The 21339-nt window shown below is 70.6% G+C and carries 16 protein-coding genes; 14 read left to right on the top strand and 2 right to left on the bottom strand.

Features of this window, described 5'->3' with window-relative positions; translation table 11 throughout:
• Positions 1 to 3: 3 nt before the first annotated feature.
• The 4 genes from NZH93_RS44945 to NZH93_RS44930 all read left to right on the top strand — a co-directional run bounded on the left by NZH93_RS44945 (position 4) and on the right by NZH93_RS44930 (position 5258).
• Positions 4 to 2148, top strand: coding sequence for an acetate--CoA ligase family protein (locus tag NZH93_RS44945; RefSeq protein WP_259629481.1), 2145 nt, complete (start codon positions 4 to 6; stop codon positions 2146 to 2148).
• Between the two features lie 167 nt (positions 2149 to 2315).
• Positions 2316 to 3722, top strand: a complete 1407-nt coding sequence (locus NZH93_RS44940) for an Nramp family divalent metal transporter (protein ID WP_259629480.1) — start codon at positions 2316 to 2318, stop codon at positions 3720 to 3722.
• Position 3723: 1 nt separating this feature from the next.
• Complete coding sequence (locus tag NZH93_RS44935; RefSeq protein ID WP_259629479.1) at positions 3724 to 4269, top strand: hypothetical protein; 546 nt, start codon at positions 3724 to 3726, stop codon at positions 4267 to 4269.
• A 2-nt stretch (positions 4270 to 4271) separates the two neighbouring features.
• Positions 4272 to 5258 carry a TerC family protein gene (locus NZH93_RS44930; protein WP_259629478.1) on the top strand — a complete coding sequence of 329 codons (987 nt, stop codon included), beginning with the start codon at positions 4272 to 4274 and terminating at the stop codon, positions 5256 to 5258.
• Positions 5259 to 5531: 273 nt separating this feature from the next.
• Here the strand turns inward: NZH93_RS44930 and NZH93_RS44925 are convergent, their stop codons facing one another.
• On the bottom strand, positions 5532 to 5717 hold the full coding sequence (locus tag NZH93_RS44925; protein WP_259629477.1) for a hypothetical protein: 186 nt from the start codon (positions 5715 to 5717) through the stop codon (positions 5532 to 5534).
• Positions 5718 to 5942: 225 nt separating this feature from the next.
• On the bottom strand, positions 5943 to 6677 hold the full coding sequence (locus NZH93_RS44920; RefSeq protein WP_259629476.1) for a GntR family transcriptional regulator: 735 nt from the start codon (positions 6675 to 6677) through the stop codon (positions 5943 to 5945).
• A gap of 213 nt (positions 6678 to 6890) precedes the next feature.
• On the opposite strand from NZH93_RS44920, the gene NZH93_RS44915 reads away from it, so the two are divergent.
• The 10 genes from NZH93_RS44915 (at position 6891) to NZH93_RS44870 (ending at position 21337) form a co-directional block, all read left to right on the top strand.
• On the top strand, positions 6891 to 7880 hold the full coding sequence (locus NZH93_RS44915) for a 2-dehydropantoate 2-reductase (RefSeq protein ID WP_259629475.1): 990 nt from the start codon (positions 6891 to 6893) through the stop codon (positions 7878 to 7880).
• A 795-nt stretch (positions 7881 to 8675) separates the two neighbouring features.
• Entirely contained in the window at positions 8676 to 10631 is a 1956-nt protein-coding gene (locus tag NZH93_RS44910) for a molybdopterin oxidoreductase family protein (RefSeq protein ID WP_259629474.1), read from the top strand.
• Between the two features lie 19 nt (positions 10632 to 10650).
• Positions 10651 to 12450, top strand: a complete 1800-nt coding sequence (locus NZH93_RS44905) for an NAD(P)H-dependent oxidoreductase subunit E (RefSeq protein ID WP_259629473.1) — start codon at positions 10651 to 10653, stop codon at positions 12448 to 12450.
• Positions 12447 to 13370 (top strand): 2Fe-2S iron-sulfur cluster-binding protein, encoded by a 924-nt coding sequence (locus tag NZH93_RS44900; RefSeq protein WP_259629472.1) that lies wholly within the window; start codon positions 12447 to 12449, stop codon positions 13368 to 13370. Before NZH93_RS44905 ends, NZH93_RS44900 begins: the two co-directional genes overlap by 4 nt.
• A gap of 16 nt (positions 13371 to 13386) precedes the next feature.
• Positions 13387 to 14928 (top strand): aldehyde dehydrogenase family protein, encoded by a 1542-nt coding sequence (locus NZH93_RS44895; RefSeq protein ID WP_259629471.1) that lies wholly within the window; start codon positions 13387 to 13389, stop codon positions 14926 to 14928.
• Between the two features lie 17 nt (positions 14929 to 14945).
• Positions 14946 to 16007 (top strand): acyl-CoA dehydrogenase family protein, encoded by a 1062-nt coding sequence (locus tag NZH93_RS44890; RefSeq protein WP_259629470.1) that lies wholly within the window; start codon positions 14946 to 14948, stop codon positions 16005 to 16007.
• A gap of 208 nt (positions 16008 to 16215) precedes the next feature.
• Complete coding sequence (locus NZH93_RS44885) at positions 16216 to 17283, top strand: phenylalanine--tRNA ligase subunit alpha (protein WP_259629469.1); 1068 nt, start codon at positions 16216 to 16218, stop codon at positions 17281 to 17283.
• Positions 17284 to 17286: 3 nt separating this feature from the next.
• Complete coding sequence (pheT, locus tag NZH93_RS44880) at positions 17287 to 19761, top strand: phenylalanine--tRNA ligase subunit beta (protein WP_259629468.1); 2475 nt, start codon at positions 17287 to 17289, stop codon at positions 19759 to 19761.
• 299 nt (positions 19762 to 20060) lie between these two features.
• On the top strand, positions 20061 to 20558 hold the full coding sequence (locus NZH93_RS44875) for a hypothetical protein (RefSeq protein WP_259629467.1): 498 nt from the start codon (positions 20061 to 20063) through the stop codon (positions 20556 to 20558).
• 2 nt (positions 20559 to 20560) lie between these two features.
• On the top strand, positions 20561 to 21337 hold the full coding sequence (locus NZH93_RS44870) for a hypothetical protein (protein WP_259629466.1): 777 nt from the start codon (positions 20561 to 20563) through the stop codon (positions 21335 to 21337).
• The last annotated feature ends 2 nt before the right edge of the window (positions 21338 to 21339 follow it).

Here is a 21339-nt window from a genome sequence, read left to right as displayed (position 1 = left end):
GACATGCCTGACACAGCAACGGGTTACGACCGCGCGGCGGTCGAGGGAGTGCTCAGGGCGGTGAGCGCCGACGGCCGCGACTCGCTGACCGCGCCCGAGGGCAAGCGGGTCTGCGACGCCTACGGCATCAAGACGCCGGAGGAGGCTCTCGCGGTCTCGTCGGAGATGGCCGTCGCGATGGCCGAGGAGATCGGCCTCCCGGTCGTCCTCAAGATCGTCTCACCGGACATCCTGCACAAGACCGAGGCGGGCGGCGTGCTCGTCGGCCTGAAGACGGCCTCCCAGGTGGCCGAGGGCTTCCGGACGATCGTCGACAACGCCAAGGCCTACCGGGCGGATGCGAAGATCGTCGGCGTGCAGGTGCAGCAGATGCTGACCGAGGGCCAGGAGGTCATCGTCGGAGCGGTCACCGACGAGACGTTCGGCAAGATCGTCGCGTTCGGCCTCGGCGGCATCCTGGTCGAGGTGCTCAAGGACGTGACGTTCCGGCTCGCGCCGACCGACTCCGAGACCGCCGCGTCGATGGTCGACGGGATCGCCGCCGCGGAGATCCTGCGCGGCGTGCGCGGAAACCCCGGTGTGGACCGCAAAGCCCTCGCCGACCTCATCACCAGGGTGTCCGACCTCGTCACGGACTTCCCGCAGTTGGCCGAGGTCGACCTGAACCCCGTGCTCGCCACGCCGACCGGCGCGACCGCGGTCGACGTGCGGATCCTGGTCGACGCGGACGCGGCGAAGGTGCCGCACCGCTTCACCCAGGACGAGATCCTGGCCTCGATGAACCGCGTCATGCGGCCCGTCGCCGTCGCCGTGATCGGCGCGTCGGCGGAGGAGGGCAAGATCGGCAACTCGGTGATGAGGAACCTGGTCGACGGCGGCTACGCGGGGGAGATCTACCCGATCAACCCCAAGGCCACCGAGATCATGGACCGCAAGGCGTTCAAGAGCATCACCGACGTGCCGGGCGACATCGACGTCGCGGTGTTCGCCATCCCGGCCAGGTTCGTGCCGCAGGCGCTGGAGGAGGTCGGCGCCAAGGGCGTGGCGGGCGCGATCCTGATCCCGTCCGGCTTCGGCGAGACCGGCAACCACGAGCTCCAGGACGAGGTCGTGGCCATCGCCCGCAAGCACGGCACCCGGATACTCGGACCGAACATCTACGGCTACTACTACACGCCGGAGAACCTGTCGGCGACGTTCTGCACGCCCTACGACGTCAAGGGCGGTGTGGCGCTCACGTCGCAGAGCGGCGGCATCGGCATGGCCATCCTGGGCTTCAGCCGGTCGGCGGGCATGGGCGTGTCGTCCATCGTGGGCGTGGGCAACAAGGCGGACATCGACGAGGACGACCTGCTGACGTTCTTCGAGTCCGACCCCAACACCCAGCTCATCGCGATGCACCTGGAGGACCTCAAGGACGGGCGCTCGTTCGCCGAGACGGCCAAGCGCGTGTCGGCGAAGAAGCCCGTCGTGGTGCTGAAGGCCGGGCGCACCGCTCAGGGCGCCAAGGCCGCCAGCTCGCACACCGGGGCCCTCGCGGGCAACGACCGCGTGTACGACGACATCCTGCGGCAGAGCGGCGTCATCCGGGCACCGGGCCTCAACGACATGCTGGAGTACGCGCGCGGCATCCCGCTGCTGCCCACCCCCAAGGGCGAGAACGTCGTCATCATCACCGGCGCGGGCGGCTCCGGCGTGCTGCTGTCGGACGCCTGCGTGGACAACGGCCTGACGCTCATGGAGATCCCGGACGACCTGGACGCGGCCTTCCGGGAGTTCATCCCGCCGTTCGGCGCGGCGGGCAACCCGGTCGACATCACCGGCGGGGAACCGCCGTCGACCTACCGCAACACGATCGCGCTCGGGTTGGCGGACGAGCGGATCCACGCCCTGATCCTGGGGTACTGGCACACGATCGTCACGCCGCCGATGGTGTTCGCGAAGCTCGTGGTCGAAGTGGTGGAGGAGTACCGGAGCAACGGCATCGACAAGCCGGTCGTCGCCTCGCTCTCCGGGGACGTCGAGGTGGAAGAGGCCAGCGACTACCTCTACCGGCACGGCGTCGTCGCGTACCCGTACACCACCGAGAAGCCGGTCGCGGTCCTCGGCGCGAAGTACCGCTGGGCGCGGTCCGCCCGGCTGCTCTAGCGCCGACCACCGCTGCCTTGGAGGTCAGTCGAGAAGCCAGTTCCGCATCTCCCGTGGGAGGCCCAACCGTGGACTCGTCGAACGCCCCGGCCGCAAGCTCGTCCGAGAGCGGAGTGACCCCTCCGCCCTCGGTCGAGCGGGTGTGGCCAGCGGGGCGACTGGAACCGATGCCCATCCGCAAGTTGCCCGACGCACCACCTTCCATCCACCTGCTAGGACCGACCGTCTTCCTCGTCGCGCTCGGCGTCGGCATGGGGGAGTCGTACATGTGGCCCCGTCTCGTGCTGCTGTTCGGGCCCGAGATCCGGTGGCTGTTCCTCATCGGCGTCACGCTCCAGGCGGTCGTGATGCTGGAGATGGCCCGCTACGCCATGGCCACCGGGGAGAGCATCTTCTTCGGCGCCGCGCGCGTGTTCAAGCCGATCATGTGGTTCTTCTTCGTGGTCGCGATGCTCGTCTACATCTGGCCTGGCCACCTCTCGGCCGGTGCGGCCGCGCTGGAGAGGATCACCGGTATCCCCTGGGTGGTCTCGGCCTGCGTGGGCCTGGTGCTCGTCGGCATCCTCTTCAGCATGGCCAGGGTCATCTACCCGTTGCTGGAGAACGTCCTGGCCATGCTGATCGGTCTGCTCGTCGTGAGCACGTCGGTCGTCGCGGCGATGGTCGGCCAGTGGTCGGACGTCGTCTCCACGATCACCGGGATGTTCCACTTCGGGTACTTCCCCGAGCAGGCGATGTCGGCCGCGTGGTTCCCGATCATCGTCGGCTCGATCGCGTTCGCGGGCCCGTCCGGCATGCAGCAGATGTGGTACACGCTGCACCTGCGCGACAGCGGCGCCGGCATGGGCGCGCACATCCCGAAGGTGCGCGGACTCCGGCACGCGGGCGAAGAGGAGGAGATGCCGTCCCGCGGCTTCATGTTCGACACGTCCGACGCGGACGAGATGAAGAAGTGGAAGGGCTGGCGGCGCTGGGTCACGTTCGACGCGCTGCTGCTGTTCTGGGGCATCACGATGCTCGTCACGATCTCCTTCACCGTGCTCGCCCAGGCCGCGTCGCGGCAGAGCCCGGACGTGAAGGGGCTCATCGAGTCCGGCGAGCGCGAAGCGGCGCTCAACGCCATGTCCGACGCGTTCGCCTCGGCGGGCGGATCGGTGCTCGGCGGCGTGTTCCTCGGGTTCATCGCGCTGATCGGCCTCAACGCCACGCTGGGCCTGTTCGACTCGTTCTCCCGCGGCCAGTCCGACATGGCGTACCACTTCGTGCCCGGTGCCAAGAAGTTCGGCGTCTCCAAGCTCTACGCCGGGTTCCTCTGGGGCGTCATCCTGTTCGGCATCGTGATCCTGCTGTGGGGTCCCGCCGACGGGCCGGGCGCGATCCTCGACGTGCTCGCGTTCCTGTCGACGTTCGCGATGGGCGCCTACTGCGTCGTGCTCCTGCTGGTGAACAACAGGATGCTGCCGAAACCCATCCGCCCCAAGCTGGTCACGAACCTGATCATCGGGTTCGGTGCGGTGTTCTACCTGGGGATGCTCATCTTCAGCCTGGTCAAGTTCGGCGTCGTGGTCGGCTGACATGGCCATCGCACAGGTGAGACGACTCGGCGAACTGGCCGTGCCCGGCGCGGTCGTCGGCATGACGGCGGGCTTCGTGGCGGGCGCGCTGGCGCTGGTGGTGGGGCAGCCACCGGGGTGGGCGATGGTCACCGCGCTGACCCTCGGCGTGCCGCTGGCCGTGCTCGGCGGGATCTACGGCGTGCTGGTCGGATCGGGGAAGGTCCGGATCGGGGTCTTCGCACCCGCCGCGCTGTTCTGGTTCGTCGGCTTCCCGTTGGCGCGACTGGCGCACGAGGTGCTGTCCGGGTGGATCCTCGGCGGCGCACCGGGTCTGCCGTCCGACCTGCTCGGGTTCCTGGCGTACCAGGCGATGGTGAGCGTCGGCTGGGCCATCGGGTTCCTCTGGCTGCACGAGCGGATCGCGCCGGGGTGGATGAGGCGCGTGCGAACGGGTAACCCAGCGGCAGCCGAGCTGTTCGAGCGGTACGTCGCGCACGCGGCGGCGTTGGCGGAAGCCCGTGAGCGCAGGCGGTCCCGACATCCGTCCCGCGCCGGAAAGGCTTGAGCATGGACCTGCACACCTGGGTGTGGCTGGCGACCATCGGCGGGCTCGTGGCCGTGATCGCGTTCGACTTCTGGCTCGTGGCACGGAATCCGCGCGACCCCTCGTTCCGGGAATCACTGCTGTGGGTGCTCGGCTACGTGTCGCTGGCCGTCGTCTTCGGCCTCGGGGTCACGCTGTTCGCGGGCGGTCGGTACGGCGGGGAGTTCTTCGCGGGCTGGATCACGGAGTACTCGCTCAGCGTCGACAACCTGTTCGTGTTCGTGCTGATCATGTCCAGGTTCGCCGTGCCGCGCGAGTACCGGCAGAAGGTGCTGCTCGTCGGCATCGTGCTGGCGCTGGCGCTGCGGGCGGTCTTCATCGTGGCGGGAGCGAGCGCGATCTCCCGGTTCGACTGGCTCTTCTACGTCTTCGGCGCCTTCCTCGTGTTCACGGCGTGGAAGCTGCTGAGGCAGGACGAGTCGTCTGGCGAGGCCGAGTTCTCCGAGAACGCGGCGCTGCGCCTGGTGCGGCGGGTGGTGCCGACCTCGGACGGCTACCGCGGCGCGGCGATCACCACCCGCGTCGGTGGGCGGCGGGTCGTCACGCCGATGCTGATCGTGATGGTCGCGGTCGGCACCACGGACCTGCTGTTCGCCGTCGACTCGATCCCGGCGATCTTCGGGCTCACCAAGGAGCCGTACCTGGTGTTCACGGCCAACGCGTTCGCCCTCATGGGGCTGCGCCAGCTCTTCTTCCTCGTGGGCGGGCTGCTCGACCGGCTCATCTACCTGAGCAAGGGCTTGGCCTTCGTGCTCGCGTTCATCGGCCTCAAGCTGATCTTCGAGGCCCTGCACCACCACGGCGTCCCGTGGGCGCCGGAGGTGCCGATCACGCTGTCCCTCGGCGTGATCGTCGTGACCCTGCTGGTCACCACGGTCGCGAGCCTCGTCGGGACCCGACGTCGCGCCGCGGCCGTGATGAGGGAAGCGGAGTCGCGGAGCGGAGGATGACGGACGGTCGGGTGGTGCCGCTCAGTCCACCACCCGGCTGTTCTTCCACCGGACGTGCAAGCCTGCCTCCGCGCCCCACCCGGCGCGGAGGCGGTGCCGGTACCGCACCGCCCGGCTGCCGCGCCACCGCCGACCCTGCCCGCCGCGGTGCCGAACCGCCGCGGCGGCGGTGGTGGTCGCGGGGGCTCTGTGCTGAACCGTCGTGGCTGTTCTGCGCCGAACCGCTGAGCCGCCTCGGCCGTCTTGGCTGCCCTGGTGCTCGTGGACGCGGTGTCAGTGCATCGCCGAGCTGCCCTGGTCCTTCGCGGCGGTCTCGCGGAGGTAGTCCTCGACGTCGGTGACGGACTCGTCCTTGCGGCGCTGCGCCTCCATGGCGGTCGCCAGGCCGAGACCCAGCACGCGGCCGTCGGCGGAGAACCCGCGCGGACGGCGGAACGCTTCGGTGAACCGGTTTCCCATGATCTTCTCCTCACTGTGATCCGTCCACTGTGGACGGTTGGTTTCGGGTGCGCGCCCTCCCGTCAACGATGGCCCTTCCAGGCCTGACGTGCCGGGTGGGGGCTCCTCGGGTCGACGCTGACCCTGCCCTGATGGATTCAGAATACAGGCTTTCGTATGCAATGTGGGCGGTAGTGGTGACCATCACCGCCCTCGTGGAGGTAGGTGCTGGTGCCACCGCTGTTGTTACGCCCGATCGCCCCGAGGCCGGTCGTGGTACGCCTGCCGGGTCCGGTCGGTGTGCTGGGTCATGATCGTGCCCGCGAGTTCGACGTCCTTCGCGGAGATGGCCCGGATCAGGTCGGCGTGCTCGATCCAGGAGTCCGCGCCGCGCCTGCCCGCGATCGGCGTGTAGTACCACCGCACGCGGCGGTCGACCATGCCGATCATCTCGGCGAGCACGGTGTTGCCGGACAGTTTGGTGACGAACGCGTGCAGTGCGGCGTTGGCGGCCACGACGCCGTCGATGTCGTTGACCTCGACGGCGGCCTGGCCCCTCGCCTGGAGTTCCCACAGGTGGTCGACGTCGGCTTCCTCGGCGCGTTCCGCCGCGAGGCGGGCCGAGTGCGTCTCCAGCACCGCGCGGACGCTGAGGAGCTGGTCGGCCTCTTCCTCGGTCGGCATGTGCACGAACGCGCCCTGCGCGGGCCGCAGGTCGACCCAGCCCTCGGTCTGGAGGCGTTGGAGCGCCTCGCGCACCGGCTGCCTGCTGACCCCGAGGTACTCGGCCAGCTCCACCTCGACCAGGTGTTGGCCGGGCTGGAGGGTGCGGTTCACGATCAGGTCGATCAGCGCCTCGTACACCGCCTGGCGCAGCGGTGCCGGTCGCTCCACGCGCTTGGCCGCGGCGCCGCTCAACGCGGCTCGCGAACCGCGGCGTCCGGTGGTCACGTCGCCGGGGAACGGTGTCGGCTGGTTCATGGCCACCTCCTCGCTCGTCGGATGAATGGTTTCAGCATACAGGTTGTTGTATGCAAAGTTCAGGTGCGGTACGTCACGTTGATCGTCAACCGGGTCAATTGTCGCCGATGTCGGACTCTGGGTAATCACCCGATTGCGTTTCGTGCGCGATGGCCTGGTGTTGTCCAGGTTATTCAGTATACTGTATGCAATCACGCAGAGATGAGGCAGGACATGAGAGTCGCCGTTCTCGGAGCAGGAGCGATCGGCGCCTATGTGGGCGCTGCCCTGCATCGCGCTGGAGTCGAGGTCCACCTGGTGGCACGGGGGCCGCACCTGGAAGCGCTGCGGGCGCGCGGGGTGCGGGTGCTCAGTCCGCGGGGGGACTTCACCGAACACCCGCACGCCACCGACGATCCGGAGGAGGTTGGGGAGGTCGACCACGTGTTCCTCGGGTTGAAGGCGCATTCGTACGCGTCGGCCGGGCCGTTGCTGAAGCCGCTGCTCGGTCCGGACACGTCGGTGATCGCGGCGCAGAACGGGATTCCCTGGTGGTACTTCCACGGGCTGACGGGGCATCCGCTGGAGGGGCGGCGGATCGAGGCGGTGGATCCGGGAGGGGCGGTCAGCGCGGTGCTCGACACCCGTCGGGCGATCGGCTGCGTCGTGTACTGCTCCACCGAGATCGAGGCCCCCGGCGTCATCCGGCACCTGGAGGGCACCCGGTTCTCCATCGGGGAGCCCGGCGGCGGGGTGTCGGACCGGTGCCTGGCGCTCAGCGAGGCGATGGTCGCGGGCGGGCTGAAGTGCCCGGTGGAGTCCAACCTGAGGGATGACATCTGGATCAAGCTGATGGGGAACGTGGCGTTCAACCCGTTGAGCGCGTTGACCAGGGCGACGATGGCGGAGATCTGCGCGCACCAGGACACCCGCCGGTTGGTCGCCGACATGATGGCCGAGACCGTGGCCATCGCCCGCGCCGCCGGGAGCAACCCCGAGATGTCCATCGAGAAGCGGATCGACGGGGCGCAGCGGGTGGGGCACCACAAGACGTCGATGTTGCAGGACCTGGAGGCCGGGAAGACGCTCGAGATCGACGCGATCATCGGCGCGGTGGTGGAAATCGCCGACCTGACCCGGATTCCGGCGCCTGCGTTGCGGAACGTGTACGCGGCGATCGACCTGCTGAACCGCACCACGGCCGCTGTGGTGCCTACGGCTTGAGGGATTCGCACCGTGGGGCACGTGCCTCGGTGGGTGGTTTCGCTCGTCAGGGCGGGAAGGTGCCTTGGCGGGCGGAACATCCGCGAACGGGCTGAGGGCAGGGCAGGGCGGCAGGGCAGGGTGGCGGGGGAGAGGGGTGGCGGGGGAGAGGGGTGCCTGCCGGTCGGTGGCGCGGCAGGCAGGTGGCTGGGTCTGGTTTCAGACGGTTGGTTGGTGATGCGGCGGTGGAGTGGTTGGGGCGTGGCGTCTGCGGTGCGGTTGGTCGGTGGTGCGGCGGGGGCGAGTGGCTGAGGCGCGGTGTCGGCGGTTGGTCGGTGGCGCGGGTGTTGGTGGTTGTTGGGTGTGAGGTGGTTGTCGGGTGGGGCGAGCGTTGTCGTGGCTGTGGTGTGGTGGTGGGTCATTGGTTGGTTCTGGCTTTGGTTGCGTTGGTGGCCCGGCAGCAGTTCTTGCCCCACCCCCCTGAGGCTGGCCTCGGTGCCACCTTCTAGCCCCAGCCCTTTGGTCCGACTTGGCGCCACCTTCTAGCCCCGACCCCTTGGCCCGACTTGGTGCCACGTGCCAGTCCTAACCCCTTGGCCCAACTCGGTGCCACCTTCTAGCGCCAGCCCCATGGTCCGACTCAGCGCCACCTGCTAACCCCAGCCCCGGCCCAACCCCGACCCCACCCTCCGGTTTCGCCCAGATTCCGCCCACCCGGCCAGCCTTCACCGCCCTTCCCCCTTCCCTTCCCGCGATCACTCGAATAACGTATGTTGCATACAGTCGACGATCAGCGACGTGTGTGGAGGTCTGCCGATGAGGCGCAGGAAGAGTGAGCCCTACGTGCGACTGGTCGAGCCGTTGGTGCGGGAGCACGGGGTGTTGAGGCCTGCCGGTTGGGAAGAGGCGTTGGAGCGGGCGGCTGAGGGGTTTCGGCGGAACGTCGCTGCGAAGGGGCCGGACGCGTTCGGGATGTTCTCGTGTGCGCGGGCCACCAATGAGATGAACTACGTGGCGCAGAAGTTCACCCGTGCGGTGATCGGGACCAACAACGTGGACTCCTGCAACCGCACCTGTCACGCGCCCAGCGTCGCCGGGTTGGCCCGTGTGTTCGACAGCGGTGGTGGGACGTCGTCGTACCGGGAGATCGAGGACGCCGACGTGGTGGTGCTGTGGGGGTCTAACGCGCGGGAAGCGCACCCGATCTTCTTCCAGCACGTGCTGAAAGCGGTGCACAAGGGGGCGAAGCTCTTCGTGGTCGACCCGCGGAAGACGAGCACCGCGAAGTGGGGGCACCGGTGGCTCCAACTGCACGTGGGCACGGACATCCCGTTGGCGCACGCCGTCGCGCGGGAGATCATCCACTCCGGGTTGGCGAACGAGGCGTTCATCGAGCGGGCGACCGAGGGGTTCGCCGAGTTCAAGGCGTCGGTCGAGCCGTGGACGCTGGAGGTCGCCGAAGAGGTCACCGGGGTGCCGAAGGAGCTGATCCGGGAACTGGCCCACGCCTACGCGCGCGCCGACCGCGGGCAGATGTCGTGGACGCTCGGGATCACCGAGCACCACAACGGCACCAACAACGTGCTGTCGTTGATCAACCTGGCGCTGCTCTGCGGGCACGTCGGCCGCTACGGGGCGGGCCTGAACCCGTTGCGCGGGCAGAACAACGTGCAGGGCGGTGGTGACATGGGGGCGATCCCGGACCGGCTGCCGGGGTTCCAGGACATCCTCAGCCCCGAGGTCCGCGCGAAGTACGACGCGCTGTGGGGCTCGACCATCCCGCCGTACAAGGGCCAGAACCTCACCCAGATGCTGGAGGCGATGGAACGCGGGGACATGACCTGCGTGTACATCATCGGCGAGAACCCGGTGCAGTCCGAGGCCGACTCGGAGCACACGCGCAAACGCCTGTCGAACCTGGACCACGTGGTGGTGCAGGACATCTTCCTCACCAAGACCGCGCAGCTCGCGGACGTCGTGCTGCCCGCCTCTGCCGCCTGGTGCGAGACCGACGGCACCTTCACCAACAGCGAGCGCCGCGTCCAACGCGTGCGCAAAGCACTCGAAGCGCCCGAAGGAGCGCGGGACGACATCGCGATCCTCTGCGACCTGGCCCGCAGGCTCGGGCACGACGAGTGGGACTACACCAGCGCCGAACAGGTGTGGGACGAGCTGCGGCAGCTCTCGCCGATGCACGCCGGGATGACCTACCAGCGGCTCGCCGACCTCGGTGGGATCCAGTGGCCCTGCTACAGCGAGGACACGATCGAGCCGAGCTTCCTGCACGGTCGGCTGTGGGAGGAGGACCCGGCCAAGCGCGGGCGGCCCGCGCCGTTCTCGGTGCTGGACCACAGCCCGCCGGTCGACCTGCTCTCCGACGAGTTCCCGTTGCGGCTCACCACCGGCCGACGGCTGGACTCCTACAACACCGGTGTGCAGTCGAGCGGGTTCGAGTCGCCGCTGCGGCGCGGGGAAACGCTCGACCTGTGCCAGGAGGACGCCGAACTGCTTGGCGTGCGCCAGGACGAGTTGGTGCAGATCTCGTCACGACGCGGCGCGATCGTCGCGCCGGTCCGGATCGACGACGGGCTCAGGCCGGGGCTGGCGTTCATGACGTTCCACTTCCCGGACGAGATCGACGTCAACTCGATCACCATCGAGGCGACCTGCCCGATCGCGGGCACCGCCGAGTACAAGGCGTCCGCGATCCGGGTGGAGAAGCTGCCGCCGGGGATCACCGAGGACGACCGGTTCACCGTCGTGCCCGTCTGAACCAGCGTGAGGAGTCACCGTGGACCTCCAGTTCCTCAGCTCCACGCCCACCGACGACGAGCGGGCCGCCGTGGACGCGGCGGTCGCCGGGCAGGCGCCGTCGCGGGACCTGCTGCTGCCCGCGCTGCACGCGGTCAACGACCGGGTCGGCTGGATCAGCCAGGGCGCGCTCAACCACATCTGCCGGACGCTGGAGGTGCCGCCCGCCGACGCGTACGGCGTCGCGAGCTTCTACTCGCTGTTCTCCCTGGTGGAACGGCCGAAGCGGGTCGTGCACGCCTGCGTCGACCTGGCCTGCAAGGTCAACGGCGCGGAACGGCTGACCGACGCGCTCACCGACGCGTTCGGCCCGGCGAGCGGCAAGACCGGTGACGTCACGTGGTTGCGCAGCCCGTGCCTCGGCGTCTGCGAACGCGCGCCCGCCGCGCTGGTGTTCCAGGCGGGCGAGCCCGCGACCGAGCAGCTACTGGCGCCGGTCGCGTCGGAGGCGCTGGTGGAGGTCGCCACGCTCGGTCCCTCCACTGTGGACGTCCCGACACTGGTTCCCCAGCAGGGGGACGGCGGTCTGCGGCTGCTCAAGCGGATCGGGGTCGTCGACCCGACCAGCCTGGACGACTACCGCGCCACCGGCGGGTACTCGGGCCTGCGCAACGCGCTGCTGCTCGGCCCGGTCGGCGTGATCCGCGAGGTCTCGGACTCGAAGCTGATGGGGCGCGGTGGCGCGGCGTTCCCGACCGGCCGCAAGTGGGACGCCACGGCGCGGCAGCCGGTCCGGCCGCACTACCTGGTGTGCAACGCGGACGAGAGCGAGCCGGGCACGTTCAAGGACCGCGTGCTGATCGAGGGCGACCCGTTCGCGCTGGTGGAGGCGATGACCATCACGGCGTTCGCCACCGGCTGCGCCAAGGGCTACCTGTACCTGCGCGGCGAGTACCCGAAGGCGCTGCACCTGCTGGAGAACGCCATCGCGAAGGCCCGCGAGCGCGGCTTCCTCGGCGAGAACATCATGGGGCACCAGGGTTTCTCGTTCGACATCGAGATCAGGCGCGGCGCGGGCGCGTACATCTGCGGCGAGGAGACCGCGATCTTCAACTCGATCGAGGGCTTCCGCGGCGAACCCCGCAGCAAACCGCCGTTCCCGGTAGAGCAGGGGCTGTTCGGCAAGCCGACCGTGGTCAACAACGTGGAGACGCTGGTCAACATCCCGCTGATCCTCACCGAGGGCTGCGAGGCCTACGCCCGGATCGGCACGGCGGGCTCGTCCGGCTCGAAGCTGTTCTGCCTGTCGGGCAACGTTCGCAGGCCCGGCGTCTACGAGGTCCCGTTCGGCGCGACCCTCGGCGAGCTGCTGGAACTCGCGGGTGGTGTGCCGGAGGGCCGCGAGCTGCGGGCGATCCTGCTCGGCGGCGCGGCGGGCGGGTTCGTCCGGCCCGACGAGCTGGACCTCAAGCTCACAATGGAGGACGCGCGCGCCGCGGGCACCACGTTGGGCTCGGGGGTGGTGCTGGTGCTGGACGACACCGCCGACCTCGGCGGGTTCCTGCTGCGCATCGCCGCGTTCTTCCGCGACGAGTCGTGCGGGCAGTGCGTGCCGTGCCGCATCGGCACCGTGCGCCAGGAGGAGGCGCTGCACCGGGTCGTCGGCGGGAAGAAGCTCAGCACCGGCGGCGACGACCTGCTGGTGCTGCGCGAGGTCGGCCAGGTCATGCGGGACTCGTCCATCTGCGGGCTCGGCCAGACGGCGTGGAACGCCATCGAGTCGGCCATCGACCGGCTAGGAGCCCTGGAGAAGCCGCTGGAGAGGGGAAAGCGCGCATGACCGCCATCGACATCGGGTTGCCGCGCAGGCTCGTCGAGTTCGAGCTGGACGGCGAACCCGTGCGGGTGCCCGAGAACGCCACGATCCTGGACGCCTGCACGGCGGCGGGCACGAAGATCCCCACGCTCTGCCAGGGCGACACGCTGCAACCCGCGAACGCCTGCCGCGTCTGCATGGTGGAGGTCGAGGGCTCGCGGACGCTAGTGCCGTCGTGCTCGCGCAAGGTCGAACCCGGCATGGTCGTGCGCACCGACACCGAACGCACGAAGACCAGCCGCAAGGTCGTGCTGGAGCTGCTGGCGTCGGCGACCGACCTGTCCACCACGCCGGAGGTCAAGGGCTGGCTGGAGGAAACCGGCGCCGAGCCCGAGCGCTTCGGCCCGCCCGCGCCGCCGAGCGACGACCGCGACCACCGGCAGCCGGGCGAGCACGAGGTCCCGGACGGGATGACCGCGGCGACCGTGCGGCAGCCGGTCAAGGTCGACAACGACCTCTACGTGCGCGACTACGGCAAGTGCATCCTCTGCTACAAGTGCGTCGACGCGTGCGGCGACCAGTGGCAGAACTCCTTCGCCATCACGGTCGCGGGCCGCGGTTTCGACGCGCGGATCTCCACCGAGTTTGCGAACCCGTTGCCGGAAAGCGCTTGCGTGTACTGCGGCAACTGCGTCGAGGTGTGCCCGACGGGCGCGCTGAGCTTCAAGGCCGAGCACGACCGGCGCGAGAACGGCACGTGGGACGAGGAGCGGCAGACCGAGACCACGACCATCTGCACGTTCTGCGGCGTCGGCTGCAACCTCACGCTCCACGTGCAGGACAACGAGATCGTCAAGGTCACGTCACCGCACGACAGCTCGGTGACCCACGGCAACCTCTGCATCAAGGGCCGTTTCGGGTGGCAGCACGTGCAGAACCGCTAGACCGGGAGGTCCGCACATGTCCTTGATCCTCAAACCGGGAACGTCGTGGCGCGAGCTGTACGCCCGCTGCGCCGAGATCGCCCCGGAGGCGTTCCACGACGACCGGCTCCTCAACTTCTACGGCGGCCGCTGGCGCCGCGAGGGCTTCCCCAGCCCGGCCACGTCCCCGGTCGACGGCACCACCGTCGCCGGACCACCCCGACTCGACGCGGGCAGCGCCCGAGCCGCCGTCGCCGCCGCGGTCGACGACCACCGCGTGTGGGCCGAAGTCCCCCTGGAACAGCGGAAGGCCCGCGTCACGGCCGCGCTGGACGACCTCCAGGCGCACCGCGACCTGCTGGCCCTGCTGCTGGTCTGGGAGATCGGCAAGCCGTGGCGGCTCGCGACCGCCGACGTGGACCGGTGCGTCGAAGGGGTCCGCTGGTACGTCGAGGAGATCGACCCGATGCTGGACGGCCGCGCGCCGCTGAGCGGCCCGGTCAGCAACATCGCGAGCTGGAACTACCCGATGAGCGTGCTGGTGCACGCGATGCTCGTGCAGGTCCTCGCGGGCAACGCGGTCATCGCCAAGGCGCCGACCGACGGCGGCGTGAGCTGCCTGACGCTGGCGACCGCGCTGGCGTCCCGCCACGGCCTGCCGCTGACGCTGATCAGCGGCAGCGGCGGCGAGCTGTCGCCGGTGCTGGTCGGCTCGCCGGACATCGGCTGCCTCTCGTTCGTCGGCGGGCGCGGGGTCGGCGGCGAGATCGTGGCGAGCCTGGTCGACTCCGACAAGCGGCACGTCCTGGAGCAGGAGGGCCTGAACTGCTGGGGCATCTGGGAGTTCGGCGACTGGGACAGCCTCGGCCCGCAGATCCGCAAGGCGTTCGACTACGCCAAGCAGCGCTGCACGGCCTACCCGCGCTACGTCGTGCAGCGGGAGCTGTTCGACCGCTTCCTGGCCGTCTACCTGCCCGCCGTGCGCGGGGTCGCGTTCGGCCACCCGCTGGCGGTCGAACACCCGGACGACCCGTTGCCGGAACTGGACTTCGGCCCGCTGATCACCGACGCGAAGGCCAAGGAGCTGGCCGACGTGGTGGACGAGGCAGTGCGGATGGGCGGTGTCCCGCTCTACCGCGGGTCGCTCGCCGACGGCCGCTTCCTGCCCGGCCAGCAGACCGCCGCCTACCTGCCGCCGACCGCGATCCTCTCGCCGCCGCGCTCCTCACCCCTGCACCACGCCGAGCCGTTCGGACCCGTCGACACGATCGTCCTCGTGGACACGGAAGCCGAACTGCTGTCCGCGATGAACGCCAGCAACGGTGCCCTCGTGGCCACGCTGGCGTGCGACGACCAGGCCACGGCCAGGAGGCTGGCCGCCGACCTCCAGGCGTTCAAGGTCGGCATCAACAAACCGCGCTCGCGCGGCGACCGCGACGAGGTCTTCGGCGGCCGGGGCGCGTCGTGGCGCGGCGCGTTCGTCGGTGGCGCGCTGCTGGTGCACGCCGTCACGGAGGGGCCGTCCGGCGAGCGGCTGTACGGCAACTTCCCGTCCTACTCGCTCTACCCGCCGACCTGACCCCGAAGGGGAGGACGATGTCGCTCCGCTCCGACCTCACCCGGATCACCAGGACCGTCGTCGCCCCCGCCGCGGTCGAGACCGACCGCGGCCACCGGTTCCCGCGCGCGGCCGTCGAGGCGTTCGGCCGCGCCGGGATCCTCGGCATGACGGTCCCGCGCGGCCTGGGCGGCGGCGGACAGGGACCGGCGGAGGCGAGCCGGGTCGTGGAGGAGGTCGCCCGCCACTGCGGCGGCACCGCGACCGTCCTGCGCTCGCACTTCGCCGCGGTCGCCGTGCTGAACCGGCACGGCGACCGCGCCCTCCGCGCCGAGGTCGCCGCCGGGCGGCACCTGAGCACGCTCGCGGTGTTCGGGACCGGCGACCTCCTCACCCCGACCGGCACCGCCCGGCAGCGCGGCGACGTCGTCTCCCTGCACGACCGCAAGACGTGGGTGGTCTCCGCGGGCGAGGCCGACAGCTACGTCTGGTCCTCGCAACCGGTCACCGCCAAGGGCACGTCCACCCTGTGGCTCGTCTCCGGACAGGCCCCCGACCTGCTCGTCCCCGCGTCCCACGACGGCATCGGCCTGCGCGGCGGCGCCTCCACCACGGTCTGGGCCGACCCCGTCCGGGTGCCCGCGAGCTGCCGACTCGGGGCCGACGGCGCGGGCCTCGACACCGTGCTGCACGACGCACTGCCGTGGTTCGCGCTGCTCGGCTCCTCCGTCGCCCTCGGCCTGATGGAAGGCGCCCTCGCCGCCACCCTCGAGCACCGCCGGGACCGGACCGCCGACCTCGCCCGGATGCGCCTGCGCACCGACGCCGTCCGCGTCCTGCACGACGACGCGGTGGCCGCGCACGGCTGGGAGCCCGAACGGGCCAGGCGGAAGGTCTGCCAGCTCACGCTCGCCGCCGCGGACGCCGTCCTCACGGTGACGGACCTCGCCATGAAGCTGTGCGGCGACGCGGCGTTCCGCCGGGACCTCGGCGTGGAGCGGCGGTTCCGCGACGCGAGGGCCGCCACCGCGGTCGAGCCCACCGCCGAATCGGTGCTCGACCTGGTCGCACGGGGCCCGTGGCCGGACGCGAGACCGTGACCTGGGGAGCGGCATTCCGGGTCGGGTGGATTCGTGGCGGCCGTCACCCGTTCCGCTGACGTCACAGATCGCCCGCTGGGCGCACGGGCGGCACGCGGGAGAAGTCCGTTCGGCTGATCGCCTACTATCGGCCTGCTCCGCCGCGTGTCGGGTGGTGGAGTCGATTCCGCCTATCCGCGACGTGCCCAACGGGAGCTGTCCACCAACCATGTCCGGAGCAAACGACCCGTACGACCCCAAGGAGGTCGCGGCGCTCGCGCCGGAGGCCCTCGACGCGGCCGTGCAGAAGGCCCAGGAGGCGTTCGCCGCCGCGGCCGACCTCGACGCCCTCGCCGCGCTGAAGCCCGCCCACGTCGGCGACCGGTCGCCCGTGCTGCTCGCGCGCCGCGAGATCGGCGCGCTGCCGCCCAAGGCGAAAGCCGAGGCGGGCAAGCGGGTCAACGTGGCCCAGGCCGCCGTGAAGAAGGCGTTCGAGGAACGCCTCGTCGTGTTGCAGGCCGAGCGGGACGAGCACGTGCTCCGCGAGGAGTCCGTCGACGTCACGCTGCCGTGGGACCGGACGCCGCGCGGCGCCCGCCACCCGATCACCACGCTCGCCGAGCGGGTGGCCGACGTCTTCGTGGCCATGGGCTACGAGGTGGCCGAAGGCCCCGAGCTCGACACCGAGTGGTTCAACTTCGACGCGCTGAACTTCGGCAAGGACCACCCGGCGCGCACGATGTCGGACACGTTCTACGTCGCGCCCGCCGACTCGGGCCTGGTGCTGCGCACGCACACCTCGCCGGTGCAGGCCCGCACGATGCTGGAGCGCAAGCCGCCGATCTACGTGGTGTGCCCCGGCCGCACGTTCCGCACGGACGAGCTGGACTCCACGCACACGCCGGTGTTCCACCAGGTCGAGGGCCTCGCCATCGACGAGGGCCTCACCATGGCGCACCTCAAGGGCACCCTGGACGCGTTCGCGCGGTCCATGTTCGGCGAGGGCTCGAAGACGCGGCTGCGCCCGCACTTCTTCCCGTTCACCGAGCCGTCCGCCGAGGTGGACGTGTGGTTCCCGGAGAAGAAGGGCGGCGCTGGCTGGGTCGAGTGGGGTGGCTGCGGCATGGTCAACCCGAACGTCCTGCGCGCCACCGGTGTCGACCCGGACGTCTACTCGGGCTTCGCCTTCGGCATGGGCCTCGAACGCACCTTGCAGTTCCGCAACGGCCTGCCCGACATGCGCGACATGGTCGAGGGCGATGTCCGCTTCACCCTGCCCTTCGGAACGGAGGCCTGACCGGTGCGTATTCCGGTTAGCTGGTTGACCGAGCACCTCGAGTTCGCCGAGGCGCCCACGCCGGAGGAGTTGGCCGACGCCTTCATCCGGATCGGCATGGAGATCGACGACGTGCGCCCGCTCGGGCCCGTCACCGGTCCGATCGTCGCCGCGCGGGTCGTCGAGATCACCGAGCTCACGGAGTTCAAGAAGCCCATCCGCTACTGCCAGGTCGAGGTCGGTCCCGACCAGGTCAACGGCATCGTCTGCGGCGCGACGAACTTCGTCGAGGGCGACACGGTCGTCGTGGCGCTGCCCGGCGCGGTCCTGCCCGGCGACTTCACCATCTCCGCGCGCAAGACGTACGGGCACACCAGCGACGGCATGATCTGCTCCGCCTCGGAGCTGGGTCTCGGCGACGACCACTCGGGCATCCTCGTGCTGCCCAGCGGCACCGCCCAGCCCGGTGACGACGCCGTGGAGCTGCTCGGCCTGGACGACACCGTCCTGGAGGTCACGCCCACGCCCGACCGCGGCTACGCGTTCTCGGTGCGCGGACTCGCCCGCGAGATCGCCTGCGCGTTCGACGTGGCGTTCGGCGACCCGGCCGTGGTCGAGGTCCCGGAGGCCGAGGGCGAGGTGTGGCCCGTCCACCTCGAGGACGGCGCGGGCTGCGCCCGGTTCGTCGCGCGCCAGGTCAGCGGGGTCGACCCGACGGCGCCGACGCCGTGGTGGATGCGCCGCAGGCTGATGCTCGCGGGCATCCGCTCGATCTCGCTGCCGGTCGACGTGACCAACTACGTGATGATCGAACTCGGGCACCCGCTGCACGCGTTCGACGCCTCGAAGGTCCGCGGCGGCCTGGTCGTGCGGCGCGCGAAGGCGGGCGAGAAGCTCACCACGCTCGACGACACCGTGCGCGTCCTCGACGCGGACGACATCGTCATCACCGACGACAGCGGCGTCATCTCCATGGCCGGTGTCATGGGCGGCGCGTCGACCGAGGTCGGCGACAAGACGGGCGACATCCTGCTGGAGGCCGCCATCTGGGACCCGGCGACCATCGCCCGCACCGTGCGCAGGCACAAGCTGCCCAGCGAGGCGGCGAAGCGCTACGAGCGCACGGTCGACCCGGCGCTGTCCCCGGTGGCCCTGGAGCGCGCGGCGAAGTTGCTGCACCTCTACGGCGACGGCTCGATCAAGCCCGGCCGCACCGACGTCGGCTCGCCGGAGCTGCCCGGCCCGGTCACCATGCCGATCAACCTGCCGGACCGCGTCGCGGGCGTGCGCTACGCCCGCGGCGTGACCGCGCGCAGGCTCGGCCAGATCGGCTGCCAGGTCGAGGTCAGCACCGGCGATGACGGCACGACCCTGGTCACCGCGACGCCGCCGACGTGGCGCTCGGACCTCGTGCAGCCCGCCGACCTGGTCGAGGAGGTGCTGCGGCTGGAGGGCTTCGAGACGATCCCGTCCACGCTGCCGCCCGCCCCGGCCGGTCGGGGCCTGACCGAGCAGCAGCGCCGCCGCCGCACGGTCTCCCGCGCGCTGGCCGAGGACGGCTACACCGAGGTGCTGCCGTTCCCGTTCATCTCGCCCGCGGTGTTCGACTCGTTCGGGCTGATCCCGGACGACTCGCGCCGCAACGTGGTCAGCGTGCTGAACCCGCTCGAGGCGGAGAAGCACGCGCTGGCGACCACGCTGCTGCCCGGCCTGCTGGACGCGGTGCAGCGCAACCTCGCGCGCGGCCAGAAGGACGTGGCGCTGTTCAACATCGCCCAGGTCACGCTGCCGCGCACCCAGCAGGTGCCGGTGCCGGACGTCGGCGTGGCCGAGCGGCCGACCGACGCGCAGGTGGCGTCCATGTTCGCGGCGCTGCCGCAGCAGCCGGTGCACGTCGCCGTCGTGCTGGCCGGGCACCGCGAGCACGCGGGCTGGTGGGGCAAGGGCCGCCAGGCCGACTGGGCGGACGCGGTCGAGGCCGCGAAGCTCGTCGGCAAGGCGTACGGCGTCACGCTGCGCGTGGTCGCGTCCGACCTCGCCCCATGGCACCCCGGCCGCTGCGCCGAGCTGCGCGTCGGCGACTGGCCCGTGGGCCACGCCGGTGAGCTGCACCCGAAGGTGGTCGAGGCGCTCGGGCTGCCCAAGCGCACGGTCGCGATGGAATTGGACCTGGACGCGCTGCCGCTGAACGACAACCGGCCCGCGCCGATCATCTCGGCGTACCCGCCGGTGCTGCTCGACGTCGCGGTCGTCGTCGACGCGGCCGTGCCCGCCGCTGAGGTCTCCGCTGTGCTCGAATCGGGCGGCGGTGACCTCCTGGAGGACATCCGGCTGTTCGACGTCTACACGGGCGAGCAGGTGGGCGAGGGCAAGCGTTCGCTGGCGTACGCGCTGCGGTTCCGCGCGCCGGACCGCACGCTGACGGTCGAGGAGGCCACCGCCGCGCGGGACGCCGCCGTGGCCTCGCTGGCCGAGCGGCACGGCGCCACCCTGCGTTAGCGCCACGTCACCCGGTCGGTCTGACTAGGCCGACCGGGTGAATCGCGGTCGCGCGGAATATCGGTGTACTGCCTGATCACCGTCCTGTGGGTGGTCGTAGAGGGGTCCTAAGTCTCTAGTGACGCGGGCTCACGTTAGGTGAATGGTCCTTGCGTCTCAGTTGAAAGTTCTCCAAGATTGGCGGGCGGCCCGCAGGGCCGAGGGGCGAAGCGATGAACTGCCGGGCGAGTTGGTCGCCGGTCCGGTAGGGAGCTAGCGGCGAACCCACCGCCTGGAGCAACGGCCTGTGGAGTTGCGCCATGCGAAGTCTGGGCCCGCGAATGGAAGTCGCCGTCGCCACGACCATTCTGGGTGTCGGCGCGGCCGTCGTCGCCGCCATGCACCTGACCTGGCCGGACCCCCAGCTCCCCGCGATGGCGTACTCCGTGAGCGCGGGCGAGGCCGGTGTCTCGGACCTCAAGCCGTTCGAGATCAACGACGTGTCCGGTGCGGCCGTGGAGCTGTCGCCCGGCACCGAGGGCGTCCGGCAGGTCCGGCTGTCCAACCCGAACGCCGTCGACATCATCGTGGTGAAGCTGTCCGCCATCCCCGGCCAGCCGGTCGACTCGGCGCGCAACAAGGTCGACGGCTGCCCGTCCGGCCTGCTCAGCGTGGTGCCGATGGACACCCCCGTGATCATCCCGCCTGCGGGCGAGATCGAGGTCCGGATGGTCGTGCAGGTGGCGCACGACGTGCCCGCCGCGTGCAAGGACCTCGTGTTCCCGCTGACCTACTCGGGTCACGCGACCAGGGGCTGAGATTGACCCGCTGGACCGTCGAACCGGTCGACCGCACGACGTTCGCGGGGAGTTCGTCCTTCTCGCGGGACGCGCTGGAGCCCTTCTCCGCCGACGTGACCGCGCTGGTGGCCGCGGGGTGGCGGCACGAGTGCGGGGCCAAGCCGCGGGCGGCGCACGTGAGCGCGGACCGGGTGCTGGTGCTGACGGACTCGCTGGAGTACCACGAGTGGGGCGTCCTCGGGCCCGCGCTGCTGCTGGACCTGCGCACCGGGGCTCGGATCGCCGAACTGCGCGGCGAGCGCGGTGCGGCCCTGTCCGGTGGTCGGTTCCTGCTGGGGCTGGAGGGGTACGACGTCTTCGACACCTGGCTGCACGACCGCGACGGCTCACTGGTGACGGCGTGGCGCGGGTTCGGCCACTACGTGGTCGGCGCTGACGACGACGTGCGGGTGGTGGAGTGCGACCGGCGTCAGCCGACGCGGTCCGCCGTGGTGCGGCTGCTGCCCGGTGGCGCGGTCGAGCGCGGTCACCCGTTGCGGCACGGCCAGGTCGCGGCTCCCGTGGTGCTGCCGGACGGGACGGTCGTCGTGTTCGACGGCGGCGCGCTGGTGGCCGTGGACCGCGACCTGCGCGGGACCGTGCTGGCCGAGGTGCTGGACGTGGGGGACGAGTCCTGGCGGTTCACGGCGAGGCTGGAGCTGCGGGACGACGTGCTCGCGGTGACGGTGGTGGAGCGGGACCGCACAACGTCTACTGAATACAGTACGCATCAGATTGTCTACCGGCTGCGACCGTAGGG

The organism is Umezawaea endophytica (genome assembly GCF_025061645.1).
In the GTDB taxonomy this organism is placed as follows: Bacteria; Actinomycetota; Actinomycetes; order Mycobacteriales; family Pseudonocardiaceae; genus Umezawaea; species Umezawaea endophytica.
The sequence above is the reverse complement of the archived record's forward strand: the minus strand, read 5'-3'. Positions and strand labels throughout refer to the sequence as shown.